The sequence below is a fragment of the Pseudomonas sp. L13 genome, assembly GCF_009935965.1.
GTDB lineage: Bacteria > Pseudomonadota > Gammaproteobacteria > Pseudomonadales > Pseudomonadaceae > Aquipseudomonas > Aquipseudomonas lactis.
The window spans coordinates 32,756-45,416 of record NZ_QODJ01000032.1; the positions used below are offsets into that span (position 1 = coordinate 32,756).

Annotated in this window: 11 protein-coding genes; 5 read left to right on the plus strand and 6 right to left on the minus strand. The window is 61.5% G+C overall.

Annotated features, from left to right (window positions below; genetic code table 11):
- Positions 1 to 4: 4 nt before the first annotated feature.
- The 4 genes from DK871_RS16920 to iolC all read right to left on the minus strand — a co-directional run bounded on the left by DK871_RS16920 (position 5) and on the right by iolC (position 4,619).
- A complete protein-coding gene (locus tag DK871_RS16920) occupies positions 5 to 826 on the minus strand; it encodes a TIM barrel protein (protein WP_161905895.1) in 822 nt (273 codons plus the stop codon).
- A 26-nt stretch (positions 827 to 852) separates the two neighbouring features.
- Positions 853 to 1,641: a 5-deoxy-glucuronate isomerase gene (iolB, locus tag DK871_RS16925; protein WP_161905897.1), complete on the minus strand. Its 789-nt coding sequence runs from the start codon at positions 1,639 to 1,641 to the stop codon at positions 853 to 855.
- 3 nt (positions 1,642 to 1,644) lie between these two features.
- Positions 1,645 to 2,532, minus strand: coding sequence for a myo-inosose-2 dehydratase (gene iolE / locus DK871_RS16930; RefSeq protein ID WP_161905899.1), 888 nt, complete (start codon positions 2,530 to 2,532; stop codon positions 1,645 to 1,647).
- A gap of 149 nt (positions 2,533 to 2,681) precedes the next feature.
- On the minus strand, positions 2,682 to 4,619 hold the full coding sequence (gene iolC / locus DK871_RS16935) for a 5-dehydro-2-deoxygluconokinase (RefSeq protein ID WP_161905901.1): 1,938 nt from the start codon (positions 4,617 to 4,619) through the stop codon (positions 2,682 to 2,684).
- A 284-nt stretch (positions 4,620 to 4,903) separates the two neighbouring features.
- On the opposite strand from iolC, the gene DK871_RS16940 reads away from it, so the two are divergent.
- Positions 4,904 to 5,812, plus strand: coding sequence for a MurR/RpiR family transcriptional regulator (locus tag DK871_RS16940; RefSeq protein WP_161905903.1), 909 nt, complete (start codon positions 4,904 to 4,906; stop codon positions 5,810 to 5,812).
- Between the two features lie 199 nt (positions 5,813 to 6,011).
- Here DK871_RS16940 and DK871_RS16945 read toward each other — a convergent pair whose 3' ends face one another.
- Entirely contained in the window at positions 6,012 to 6,917 is a 906-nt protein-coding gene (locus DK871_RS16945) for a hypothetical protein (RefSeq protein ID WP_161905905.1), read from the minus strand.
- Between the two features lie 375 nt (positions 6,918 to 7,292).
- On the opposite strand from DK871_RS16945, the gene DK871_RS16950 reads away from it, so the two are divergent.
- Together DK871_RS16950 and DK871_RS16955 are read left to right on the plus strand one after the other, a co-directional pair.
- Positions 7,293 to 7,976 (plus strand): response regulator transcription factor, encoded by a 684-nt coding sequence (locus DK871_RS16950; RefSeq protein WP_003191687.1) that lies wholly within the window; start codon positions 7,293 to 7,295, stop codon positions 7,974 to 7,976.
- A complete protein-coding gene (locus DK871_RS16955) occupies positions 7,954 to 9,345 on the plus strand; it encodes a HAMP domain-containing sensor histidine kinase (RefSeq protein WP_161905907.1) in 1,392 nt (463 codons plus the stop codon). The genes DK871_RS16950 and DK871_RS16955 overlap by 23 nt, the downstream gene beginning before the upstream one ends.
- Positions 9,346 to 9,479: 134 nt before the next feature.
- Here DK871_RS16955 and DK871_RS16960 read toward each other — a convergent pair whose 3' ends face one another.
- Positions 9,480 to 11,081 carry a murein L,D-transpeptidase gene (locus DK871_RS16960; protein WP_161905909.1) on the minus strand — a complete coding sequence of 534 codons (1,602 nt, stop codon included), beginning with the start codon at positions 11,079 to 11,081 and terminating at the stop codon, positions 9,480 to 9,482.
- A gap of 39 nt (positions 11,082 to 11,120) precedes the next feature.
- On the opposite strand from DK871_RS16960, the gene DK871_RS16965 reads away from it, so the two are divergent.
- On the plus strand, positions 11,121 to 11,849 hold the full coding sequence (locus DK871_RS16965) for a murein L,D-transpeptidase catalytic domain family protein (protein WP_161905911.1): 729 nt from the start codon (positions 11,121 to 11,123) through the stop codon (positions 11,847 to 11,849).
- Between the two features lie 30 nt (positions 11,850 to 11,879).
- A complete protein-coding gene (locus DK871_RS16970) occupies positions 11,880 to 12,626 on the plus strand; it encodes a creatininase family protein (protein WP_044274105.1) in 747 nt (248 codons plus the stop codon).
- The last annotated feature ends 35 nt before the right edge of the window (positions 12,627 to 12,661 follow it).

Sequence of the window (12,661 nt, forward strand, 5' to 3'; positions counted from 1 at the left end):
GGTGTCAGGTTAGGGGCTTTTGCAAATACGCCATGCTGCTGCCCAACGCCTGCCGGATATCCGCCAACCCGTGCACGCTTTCGGCAAACGGCTCGAACGACAAATAGCCGCTGTAACCGGTGCTCAGCAACGTGTCGATCTGCGCCGCATTACCGAGGATATCGTCCTCGCCCACCAGCACGCGGTGGCCGTCGCGGATCGAGTCCAACGGCGCCTCGCGCTCTTCCACGCCCGAGATATGCACCAGCCCGGTGAGTTCCGGGAAGAACTCATGCTCGCCGGCCAGGTGATGGTGAAAGGTATCGTGCACCACCCGAAACACATCCAGGCCACCGATGGCCTTGATCGCGTCCACTGCCACGCGCTTGCGGCGCAGAGCGGATACCGTGAAGCCCAGGGGCTCGATGAAGCCGAGAATCCCGTACTCGCGCAGGATCAACGCCAGCTCGCTCAACGCCGTGCGCAAACCGGCGGCGCGCTGCGCGTCGTTGCGCGTATCGCCAGGCTGATTGAACGGGCACATCACCAAACCTTCGGCACCGCACTCACGGGCGTAGGTGGCCAGTTCGATTGCCTGGGCACGACGCTCGTCGTTCCACACATCAAAGGGGTACAGCGCGTTGATCGACAGCACCTTGATGCCCTGCGCTGCGCACAACTCGCGCACGTGGCTGGCGGGTGTGCCGTATTCGATTTCACGGTTTTTGAGGTCGTTGCGGATCTCAATGGCCTCGCAATTGAGCGCCGCCGCCAACTGGATGAAATCCGGCAAGGACAGGTTGGGGGCGACCATGCGGTTAAGGGCAAAACGTAGCGGCGACTTCATTATTTTTGTTCTCCGTCCAACACCGTTTACAGGTCCAGCAGCCAGCTGTGCTGCGGGTCGTTATGGAAATGCCAGGCACGCTTGGGGCCGGCCATCACGTTCAGGTAATAAGACTCGTAGCCGTACGGCACGCTGACCGGGTGATAGCCCTTGGGCACCACCACCAGGTCGCTGTTTTCCACGGCCATGGCCTGGTCGATGCTGCGATCGTCGGTGTACACGCGCTGGAATACAAAGCCCTGGGGCGGGTTGATCTGGTGGTAGTAGGTCTCTTCCAGGAAGCTCTGGTGCGGCAGGTCGTCGGTGTCGTGCTTGTGCGGCGGGTAGCTGGAGGAATGCCCCGACGGCGTGCGCACTTCCACCACCAGCAGCGAATGGGCCGGCTCGCTGTCGGGCAGGATGTCGCACACGTAGCGGGTGTTGGCGCCTTTGCCGCGCACACTGCGCTTGCACTGCTCGGGGCGGATCAAGCGCGGGGCGAAACCCGTAGCACCCGGCGCTGCGCAGACGGCAATCTGCACATCGCTCAGGGCCGTGACTCGGGCGTCAGTGCCCGGCGGCAAATAGGCGGCGAACGGTGACTTGTCTTCGAACACCGACTGGCGATCCCCCAGGTTCTGCCAATGGAAGCCTTCGCCTTCAATATTCACCCGACCGCTGAGCAGCACCAGGCACAATTCCTGATCGCCCGCACTGACCGGCAGGGTTTCGCCCAGACTCAGGCGGTACGCGGCAAAGCCTACGTACTCCAGGCGCCCCGCTTCCAGCGCCACCATGGTTTGCCCGCGTTTGCTGCTTTTGACCAACAAGCTCATCACTCAAGTCCTCTGGTTGAGAAGCGCACGCAGGGTGTCGTAACCCTTCTTCGCGTAGATATAGCTGGGCGCCACGGCCGGGTCCTGCTCGGCTTCCACCACCAGCCAGCCCTTGTATCTGGCCGCGAGCAACACATCCAGCAACGGTGCGAAGTCGATATCCCCATCGCCGGGCACGGTAAAGGTGCCGTTGACGATGCAGTCCGGGAAGCTCCACATCTGGTTGCGCGCCAGTTGCACTACCGGTTTGCGTACGTCCTTGAAATGCACATGGCAGACGCGGTCGATATGCTTGCGCAGTACGTCGATGGGTTCGCCGCCGCCCATATAGCAGTGGCCCGAATCGAACAGCAGGCCGACTTCCGGCCCCGTGCGTTTCATCAACTGGTCGATGTCGTCGGGGGATTCGACGTAGGCGCCCATATGGTGGTGGTAGGCCAGACGCACGCCCTGGGACAAGGTGAAGCGCGCAAGTTCAGTGAGTTTGTCGGCGTAAGCCTGCCAGGCCTGTTCACTGTGAAAACGCGGGCGCTCGATCAAACGGATGCGCGAGCCCTGGATCGAGTCGGCCACTTCGCCGTATACCAGCACCGAGGCGCCGTTGTGTTTGAGCAGTTCGACATGGGCGGCAATGGCGTCGATTTCTTCAGCCACCGAACGGCGGGCCAGGCGGCTGGAGTACCAACCGGACACCAGCGCCAGGTCATAGGGACGCAGCACGTCAGCGACGCCCTGGGCATCCTTGGGGAACTTGCCGTTGAGTTCAAAACCTTCGTAGCCGATGTCCCTGCCTTCGCTCAGGGCCGTGCTCAGCGGGGTCTCACCGCCGAGGGCCGGGAGGTCGTCGTTGCTCCAGGAGATCGGGTTGATGCCAATTCGGATTGCGGGCATGGCTGCACCTTTATTATTCAAGTCGCTTCTCAACTGTAGGAGCGAGCTTGCTCGCGAAAAACGCAAGGGCAGCGCGTTTCGCCAGAATGCCCGTGTAATCCTTAACGATCTTCGCGAGCAAGCTCGCTCCTACAGATATCGGTCATGCATCAGGTTCGGGCGCTGAGCCAGGCATTGATGAGCTGTTCGAAGGTCGCCTGCACCTGCTGGATCAGCGTTTCATCATCAATCTCCCCCGCCATCCACGCCCGGCTCGGCTCGTGGAAGATCGTGCGGCCCACGGCAAACCCACGGCAGGTGCTGCTCTGGCTGGCTTGTTTAAAACCATCGGCTAGAAATTCGAGGGAAGCATTCAGGCCCAGCAACACCACACCACGGCAGTACGGGTCGCGTTCCTGGATCAGTTCGTCGAGCTTTTTCCAGTCTGCGGCCGACTGGGTTTCGATCTTCCACCAGGCCGGGTAGATGCCCAGGTTGTAGAGGCGCTTGAGGCTGCGGTAGAGCACGTCCGGGTAAGTGGACGGGTGATCCTTGGGCGGGATGACTTCCAGCAGCAGTTCGTGGCCACTGACCAGCGACGCCTCGTACACCGCCTTGAGTTGCGCTTCCTGTTCCAGGCGCAGCATCGGCTCGTCATCGGGGTGAAATTGCACCAGGCACTTGATGATGTGTTCCTGGGGCCAGGCAATCAGGTTGCTGCCAATTGAACGCCCGTGCTCGAACGCCAGGGGCCGCGAGTTCTGCACTTCCACCGGGCGCGCGATCCACCAGCCGCGACCCGTGGCCGCGTTGAGTGCATCCTGGCCAAAGCGTTGGTCGGCGAGCAGGCCCACATCGGCCTCGACGCCCTGCTCGCTGAGTTTGCGCTCCACGCGTTCGATGGCCTGGATAAACAACTGCTTGATGTCGCTGATACGCTCAGGGGCCTGGCCGCCTTTTTGCGCCAGCTCCACCAATTGCCAGCGGTGGTCGAAAGCAAACACGAACAGTTGCTTCCAGGCTTTGCGCGGCACTGTGACACGGTGCAGGCGTTGCAGGGTCACGTCCTGGTCTGGCCGGGTGATGGGCACGGGGCTGTTGAACAGGTAATCGAGTTCGGCAGGTGTCGGCATCGCTGGCGCGCAGGCGTGGCGTGACACCACCAGGCCGCCACAGGCATTGGCCAACTGGCTGCAACGCTCATCGCTGGCATCATTGATCCAGCCGCTGAGGAAGCCCGACATAAAGGCATCACCGGCGCCCAGCACGTTGAGCACTTCAACCCGTACACCGGGGTAGATCGCCCCGTCTTCCAGGCGCGCGGGAATCGCGCCGTGGATCACCGTGCAGCCCTGGGGGCCGAGCTTGACCACCAGGGTGGCCGGGGTCAGTTCACGCACGGTGCGCAGGGCCGTGAGCAGGTCTTCACTGCCTCCGGCAATGAGGAATTCCTCTTCGGTGCCAACGATCAGGTCGAAACGCGGCAGGATCTTCTGCACATGCTGGCTGACATTCTGGTCGGCAACAAAACGGGTTTCGCCATCGGCCTTGCCCGCCAAGCCCCACAATACGGGGCGATAGTCGATATCCAGCACGCGCTTGACGTTGTGCTTGGCCGCGTAGTCCAGAGCCTGGAGGCTGGCCTTGTACACGCCGTCGGTGGAGAAATGCGTACCGGTGATCAACAGCGCCTTGCTGGAGGCAATAAAGGTTTCGCTGATGTCTTCGGCGCGCAGGGCCATGTCGGCGCAGTTTTCGCGGTAGAACACCAGGGGGAAGGTTTCACGGTCTTTGAGGCCCAGCAGGACCAAGGCGGTGAGGCGCTCCGGGTCGACCTTGATGCCGCTGACATCGCAGCCTTCGCGGGCCAGGGATTCCACCAGGAAACGGCCCATGTGGTCATCGCCTACCCGGCTCAGCATTGCCGACTTGAGCCCAAGCCGAGCGGTGCCGAAAGCGATATTGGCGGAAGAACCGCCCAGGTACTTGGCGAAGCTGGACACATCCTCAAGCCGCGCACCGACTTGCTGCGCATAGAGATCGACGCCCAGGCGCCCGAGGCAAATCAGATCCAATTGACGCCCACTGGCAAAACGAGTCTGGCCCATGCTGGCTCCTGTTATTTTTATCAGCCTGCGTTGTACCGCCGTGGCGACGGCAAACGCTCTTGGTGGGAGCAGACTAGAACGTCCGAAGGCAGAAATCAATATTTATTCCATATTTATTTTTAGTGGAATATTTTTTCCAATACATCAGGATAGTGGCACGCCAGCGCCCATGCATCGTTTCAGCAGGCCACGCGGGCCGTGATGCCGGGGTATTTTTTTGCGCCTACCCTGTAGACTTGCGCCACCTATCAGCGCATCAGACGAACACGCCAGAAGGATTGCCCATGTCCCGCACCGATCCCGAGACCACCCTGGAAGAAACAGTCACCAGCCCTCCGGTCAATGCCGAACGCCTGTTGCAGCTGATCACCGACGAATACGAGAGCCTGCCGCGCCAGCTCAAGCGCATCGCCAGCTACATGAGCCAGCAGAGCGACCGGATCATGGTCGACCGCATCAGCGACATCGCGCGGGAATGCGAAGTGCACCCCTCGGCCATCGTGCGGTTTTCCCAGCGTTTCGGCTTCAGTGGGTTCAGTGAGATGCAGGCGCTGTTTCGCGAGGCGTATACCCACAAGACCACGCCGGTGCAGAACTACCAACAGCGCATCCGCAGCATGATCGCCAACAAGTCACAGAAGGCCAGCGGCGGCGACCTGGCGCGTGAGTGCGTCAACGCTACCCTGTCGGGCATCGAACGCCTGGGGTTGGAGTTGGACGACGCTGCCTTCGAGAAAGCCGTGGACCTGGTGGTCAATGCCGACAACATCTACGTGGTCGGCGTGCGCCGCTCTTTTGCAGTGGCCGATTACCTGGTCTACAACCTGCAGCACACCAACAAGCGCATCCACTTGATCTCGGGCCTAGGCGGCAGTTATCGCGAGCAGATGCGCAGCGTGCGCGCCAATGACTTGGTGATTGCGATCAGTTTTACGCCCTACGGCAAAGAGACCCAGCACTGCCTGCGCATCGCGCAGCATCACCAGGCCAAGACCCTGATCATCACCGACAGCAACCTGTCGCCCCTGGCCAAGCGGGCGAACGCGGTGTTGTTGGTCAATGAAGGCTCTTCGTTTGCTTTCCGCTCGTTGAGCGCCACCCTGTGCCTGTGCCAGGCGTTGTTCATTGCGGTGGCGTATCGGTTGGAATTGAAGGTCGATGAAATCCATGAACAGGTCGGGTTCGACGACTGACCCGCCACCTGTAGGAGCGAGCTTGCTCGCGAAAAACGCAAGAACGCCGCGGTCATTATGAATGAACGCGGCGCCCAGAAGTTTTTCGCGAGCAAGCTCGCTCCCACAATTAGTGCATGAAGATCGCGATCAGAATGATCACCGGAATCGGCACGCCGAGGAACCACAGCAGTAATGAGCGCATCATGTTCTCCTTGAATTAACGAACGTAGTTTTCGGTTTCGACGTACACCACGGCATCCCGGCGGCGACCGCCGAAGGTGGCGGCGAAGCTGGCGAAGAACGCACCGATGAGCAGCGCTACAAAGGTCCACAGCGAGGTGTACGCCGCCACTTTCGCCGCGGTCTCAGCAGCCTGCTTGGCTTTGAGCTTGGCGTCTTCAACAGTTTTGCGCGCATCGCCATACACCTTGTCGATACGGGCTTCGGCATCGGCCTGGCTCAGGTTGGTGCGCTGGCTGATCAGTTGGGCCAGGTAGGCACGGTCTTCCGCTGCCAGTTGGCCGTCGTTGCTCAATGTACGCGTCAGGATGCGACCGACCACGGCATGCGCCGTATCATCGCTGACCGCCGCGGGGCGATCATCGCGGAACAGGCTGTCGACGTAATAACCGAAGTCACCACTGTCGGCGCCCTTGGCCGCACTGCCCGCCGCCTGGGTGAGGCCGCTGGCCGCGCCCGAGGCCACGCTGGCGCCGGCTTTCACGCCGCCGCTGACCACACTGCTGACCGAACCGACCACCAGCATCGCCGTGATCAATGTGGCCACTGCCCACGCCAGGAAGCCATGGGCGGTATCGCGAAAATACACCTCGTCCCCGTGCATATTGGCCCACTTCACCCGCAAACGACCGGCGATGTAACCGCCCAGGCCCGACGCAACGATCTGGGTGAACGCCAGCCAGACAATTGTGGAAATGCCAAGGCCCTTGGCGCTGATACCGCTGTCCGCCCACGGCGACACCGCCGAAAAGCCCAGGCCGAAACCCAGCAACACCAGGATCAGTGACAAGGCAGCCGCCGCAGCGGCCCCGGCGAAAATCGCCCCCCAGGAAACCCCGGAGAGCGTGCTTGACTCTTGCAGCGTGGATGAGGATGTGATCATTGTTGTTTTGCTCCAGGCACGAAAAATGATGTTACAAGTCTCAAAACGGACAGTGCAGGCAGCGTGCCAGCCGCCATAAAAAATAAATGTGTTTAATTTCAATAACTTATTTAAATTGAACTTAATCACATCATGCAGGTTGCAATAAACGGCGATATCAGGCGGGCGTAATGCACTCCCCTGTGGGAGCTGGCTTGCCTGCGATAGCGGCATGACAGCCAATGAATATGTCAGCAGGTAAGCCGCCATCGCAGGCAAGCCAGCTCCCACACTGCGGAGTCAGTTTCAGGAAGATGAAGTTTTATTTAGGAAACATTCAGCAACTTCTTGGCAAAATGTCGCCACTTCTAGTGTGAACGCTCACCAGGTAATCCTATGACCCGCATTTTGACCATCGAGGATGACGCCGTAACGGCCCGCGAGATTGTCGCCGAGCTGAGTAGCCATGGACTGGACGTAGATTGGGTGGACAACGGCCGCGAGGGGCTGGTCCGCGCGGTGAGTGGTGATTACGACCTGATCACCCTCGACCGCATGCTGCCCGAACTGGATGGCCTGGCCATCGTCACCACGTTGCGCACCATTGGGGTGTCTACGCCGATCCTGATGATCAGCGCCCTCTCCGATGTCGACGAGCGCGTGCGCGGCCTGCGTGCCGGCGGCGATGACTACCTGACCAAGCCGTTCGCCTCGGATGAAATGGCCGCCCGTGTGGAAGTGCTGCTGCGGCGTAAAAGCACGGTCCAGGAGTTCGAAACCGCCCTGCGCGTGGCCGACCTGGAGTTGAACCTGATCAGCCGCGAAGCCAGCCGCGCCGACCAGCCGCTGACCCTGCTGCCCACCGAATACAAACTGCTTGAATTCCTGATGCGCAACACCGGGCAGATTCTGTCGCGGATGATGATTTTCGAGGAAGTCTGGGGCTATCACTTCGACCCCGGCACCAACCTGATCGACGTGCACATTGGCCGTCTGCGCAAGAAAATCGACCCACCGGGCCTCACGCCGCTGATCCGCACGGTACGAGGCTCGGGTTATGTCATTGCTGAACCCCTCTAAAGGCTGGCGCTCTTCCAGCAGCCGCTTGCTGGCGCTGTACAGTTCGTTGTTCGTGGCCTGGAGCTGCATCCTCATGGGGGTGCTGTACTACGAGGTGTCGGGCTACCTCAGCGACTTGTCGCGCCATTCCCTGCTGCAACGCCAGCACCTGTTCCAGCGTTTCGACGGCGAAGAGCTGGTGGAGGCGCTCACCACCAGCATGACCTTCGACATGAAGGGCGTGGACGCCTATGGCCTGTTCGATGAGCAATTTCGTCCCTTGAGCGGGCCGATCCGCGCCGTACCACCCGATTTGCCGCTGGACGGCAAAATCCACGCCCTGACCAATTGCGTGCAATCCGATGACCCCAAACTGCCCAAGGACAGTTGCGACGCGGTGGCCACCCACACCGAAGACGGCCGCTGGCTGGTGTTGGTGCGTGCCAACGGCTCGCTGTTCGGGGTAACGCGGATTATCTGGCACGCCCTGCTGTGGGCACTCTCTTTGACCATCATCCCCGGCGCCGCTGGCTGGCACCTGCTGCGCCGTCGCCCGTTGCGGCGCATTCGCGGGATCCAGGCCAGCGCCGAGGCCATCGTCGCCGGCGACCTCACGCACCGGTTGCCGCTGTCCAACCGGCGCGACGAGCTGGACATGCTCGCCGCCATCGTCAATGCCATGCTCGACCGTATCGAAAAACTGATGAACGAGGTCAAGGGCGTATGCGACAACATCGCCCACGACCTGCGCACCCCGCTCACCCGCTTGCGCGCCCAGCTCTACCGCATCAAACAACAAGCCGAGGAAGACTCGGCCCACGCGGTAAAACTCGATGACGCCATCGCCGAAACCGACACCCTGATGGCGCGTTTTCGCGGGCTGCTGCGCATCTCGGAACTGGAAGACCACCAGCGTCGCTCGGGCTTCCTGGTGCTGGACCCGCTGCCATTGCTGCGCGAACTGCATGACTTCTATCTGCCCCTGGCCGAAGAAGGCGAACTGGAGCTGGTGTTACAGGCGCCTGACTCACTGCCGTGGATTAGCGGTGACCGTGCGCTGTTGTTTGAAGCCCTGGCCAACCTGCTGAGTAACTCGATCAAGTTCACTCCGCCCAAGGGCAAGGTGATCCTGCGGGCAGTCAACGACCTGGGCAGTACGCGCATCGAAGTGCTCGACTCCGGGCCGGGCATTCCAGCCGCCGAGCGCGCGTCGGTGTTCCAGCGATTCTATCGAGTCGATGAGAGTGATCAACAAGGTGGTTTCGGCCTGGGCCTGTCGATTGTGGCAGCGATCATCAATCTGCACGGTTTCAAGCTGGAGGTGGGCACCAGTGAGTTGGGCGGCGCCCGCTTGGTGCTCGAATGCCGCCAGCAACTGATGCCGGAATAGAACCCTAATCCAATGTAGGAGCGAGCTTGCTCGCGAAAAACTCACGAGCGCCGCGTTTATTCAGGAAGCGCGCGTTATCGTTGGCGTTTTTCGCGAGCAAGCTCGCTCCTACATGCGTATCAAGACCATGGGCGCTATAACACGCTGCCCATGGCCTTGATCAACACCGGGTCACGCGCATAAATATCCGGCGCGTACACCAACTCGCCCTGGCGATCCACTTCTACCGTCCAATACCCCAACAGCACCGGTACCGGCGTGGCCAGCCTGAATTCATGGGTTTCGCCGGTCGCCAGCAGCTCATCGGTGCGAGTGCGTTCGGCCGGCGTTACCAGCAGGTCGCGCAATAACAACGGTTGCTCGACCCGTACGCATCCTGAACTGAACGCCCGCGGGCCCTTGGTAAACAAGGGTTGGCTGGGGGTGTCGTGCAGGTACACCGAATACGGGTTGGGAAAGCGCATCACAATCTTGCCCAACGGGTTACGCGGGCCGGCCTGTTGGCGCAGCAGGATATTGCCCGGGCGTGCCCAGTCGACCTGGTCGGGGGTCAACGGGTGACCTTCGGCGTCGAGCACTTGCAGGTTTTGCTGGCGCAAGTATTCAGGGTTGAGGCGGATGGCGGGCAGTTTGTCCTCGCGCATGATGGTCGGCGGGATGGTCCAGGTGGGGTTGAGGGTCAGCCGGGTGATGCGCGACTTGAGCAACGGCGTCTGGCGTTCGGCACGGCCCACTTGCAGGCGGGTTTGCCACACCGGGATGCCGCTCTGGTACACGCTCAGTTGCGCGGCGGCCACATTGACCACGACGCCTTCAGGCTCCAGGTCCTGGGCCAGCCAGCGGAAACGCTCCAGGTTGATGCGCAGTTGTTCACGACGCATCGCCGGGCTGATATTGAGTTCGGCCACGGTGCCGGCGCCGATCACGCCGTCGGCCTGCAACGAGTGGCTGAGCTGGAAGGCCTTCACCGCCTTGACCAGTTCGCCCTGGTACTGCTTGCCGTTGCCGCTGGGCAACTGGGCCAGGTAGCCACCGCTGTGCAGGCGCCGCGCCAATTCCGGCACGCGAGGGTCATTCATCCCCGGGCGCAACAACGTGCCCTCGGCGACCGGGTCCCAATGGGGCAGCGGTTGCTGACGCACGCCGGCATAGGCATTGCGCAGGCTGCGGTACAAATCGGCGCTGGGCCGGGCCTTGTCGAAGGCTTGGGCCATGTCGTGCAGGCCGGTGGCGGCGAACGCCAGTACCTCGGTATTCGGGTCGCCACTGGGTGGCTGGGAGTGCCAGAGGGGCTCAAAACGCGATTGCTGCAGGCGCCCGTAGTGCAAATCCTGCAGAGCTTGCAGGTACTGCTGGCTGTTGGCGATATCGCTGCACAGTACGTTGGCCGTTGCATCCGCCGCAGGCAAGCTATAGTGGGTGGGGTCCAGGCCATCGTCGGCAAGCATCAGCAACTGGTTGTGCAAGGCTTGCCGGCGTTCGTCAGCCGACCATAGCGGGGCATCGCCCTGCTGCTGGTAAAAGGCTTGCAGGCGCACCAACGCGGCGGCATCGATACGCGGCGCAAGGTGCGGGCACACACTTTGCAACTGCGCCAAGGCCTGTTGCAGCGGCGCCAGCGCCACCGGCGCCGGAGTGGTGACGGGCAATGGTTCAACCGGCAGCGTTTCGGCTGTAGCGACCAATGGTGCAACGAGCAGGCAAATGCTCAAGTAACATGCGTGTTTTTTGAACAATTGACTTAGCTCCACTCCACAGCGGGGACTCGACTGTAGATGCTGACTTTTATACGCAAGCGCAGGCTAACCAGCCTGGGCTTGATCACCGGGTGCCTGGCCTTATTGAGCAATGTTGCGCTCGCCGCCAATGGCACCACTCCTTCCCTGTATAGCAGCCTGGCGCGCTCGGCTCCAGAACTCAATCCCACCGTGCTCAAAAGCGCCCTGAGCGCCGTACAGTGCGCGGTCAATAACGGCGAGGAACGTTCTGATCGCCTAGCGGTTATTGACTACTCCCAGCCCTCGACCGCCCGTCGCCTGTGGATCTTCGACCTGCGCAAAAAGACCCTGGTATTGCGCGACCTGGTGGCCCACGGCGCCAAGTCCGGGGAAAACTTCGCCACCCAGTTCTCCAACCTTGAAGGCAGCCATCAGTCGAGCCTGGGGCTGTTCCGCACCCAGGAAAGCTACCTGGGCGCCCATGGTTACTCGCTGCGCATGGACGGTCTGGAACCCGGCTTCAATGACCAGGCCCGCGACCGCGCCATCGTGATTCATGCCGCCGACTACGTCAGCCCCTTATGGAGCAAGCGCGAAGGCCGCATCGGCCGCAGCCAGGGTTGCCCGGCCGTGCGTCCGCAAGTCGCGCGCCAAGTGGTGGACAAGCTCAAGGACGGGCAGTTCATGTTTTCGTGGTATCCCGACCAGCGCTGGCTGAAGTCATCGACCTACCTCAATTGCAAACCCCAACAGGTGGCGAGTAGTCGTACAATCCGTGGCGGATAGCCTGTCCCCATAGATAAAAGAGAGCGTCGCATGCTTCTACACACCTCCACCTGGATCGAAATCGGGCAGTTCCTGGAACGCAGCCGCACGGTGGTGATTCCCATCGGCTCCAACGAACAACATGGCCCCACCGGCCTGTTGGGCACTGACTGGATGTGCCCGGAGATCATCGCCCACCACGCCCAGAAGCACGCCGACATCCTCGTCGGCCCGACCTTCAATATCGGCATGGCCCAACACCACCTGGGCTTTCCCGGCACCATCTCCCTGCGCCCTTCCACCTTTATCGCCGCGATTGGCGACTGGGTGCGCTCGCTGGCCGGGCATGGTTTCGAAAAGATCCTGTTCCTCAACGGCCACGGCGGCAATATCGCCACTATTGAAGCGGCGTTCTCCGAGCTGTACGCCGAAGCCAGCTTCGCCCGCCGCCCGGCCGGGTTCGCGCTGAAACTGGTGAACTGGTGGGACCTGGAAGGCGTCACTGACCTGGCCCAGCGTCAATTCCCGGTCGGGCATGGCAGCCACGCCACGCCGTCGGAAATTGCCGTGACGCAGTGGGCGTATCCTGACTCGATCAAGTCTGCCGAGTATTCACCGCAAATCGCCAACACCGGGCCGATCCGCGAAGCGCTGGACTTCCGTGCGCGCTTCCCTGACGGCCGCATGGGCTCTGACCCGGCGTTGGCCACGGTGGAGAAAGGCGGTGAGTTGGTGGCGTTGGCGGCGCAAGGGCTGGTCAAGACTGTCGACAGCTTCAGCAACGAAGCCAAACCCTGATCCAAATGGAGCCAATACCCTGTAGGAGCGAGCTT

What these genes read in the sequence shown, in the direction of transcription:
- DK871_RS16920 (WP_161905895.1), bottom strand. Translation starts at nt 826, where the DNA reads ATGAAGTCGCCGCTACGTTTTGCCCTTAACCGCATGGTCGCCCCCAAC.
- iolB (WP_161905897.1), bottom strand. Translation starts at nt 1,641, where the DNA reads ATGAGCTTGTTGGTCAAAAGCAGCAAACGCGGGCAAACCATGGTGGCG.
- DK871_RS16955 (WP_161905907.1), top strand. Translation starts at nt 7,954, where the DNA reads ATGTCATTGCTGAACCCCTCTAAAGGCTGGCGCTCTTCCAGCAGCCGC.
- DK871_RS16970 (WP_044274105.1), top strand. Translation starts at nt 11,880, where the DNA reads ATGCTTCTACACACCTCCACCTGGATCGAAATCGGGCAGTTCCTGGAA.
- iolC (WP_161905901.1), bottom strand. Translation starts at nt 4,619, where the DNA reads ATGGGCCAGACTCGTTTTGCCAGTGGGCGTCAATTGGATCTGATTTGC.
- DK871_RS16950 (WP_003191687.1), top strand. Translation starts at nt 7,293, where the DNA reads ATGACCCGCATTTTGACCATCGAGGATGACGCCGTAACGGCCCGCGAG.
- DK871_RS16945 (WP_161905905.1), bottom strand. Translation starts at nt 6,917, where the DNA reads ATGATCACATCCTCATCCACGCTGCAAGAGTCAAGCACGCTCTCCGGG.
- DK871_RS16965 (WP_161905911.1), top strand. Translation starts at nt 11,121, where the DNA reads ATGCTGACTTTTATACGCAAGCGCAGGCTAACCAGCCTGGGCTTGATC.
- DK871_RS16940 (WP_161905903.1), top strand. Translation starts at nt 4,904, where the DNA reads ATGTCCCGCACCGATCCCGAGACCACCCTGGAAGAAACAGTCACCAGC.
- iolE (WP_161905899.1), bottom strand. Translation starts at nt 2,532, where the DNA reads ATGCCCGCAATCCGAATTGGCATCAACCCGATCTCCTGGAGCAACGAC.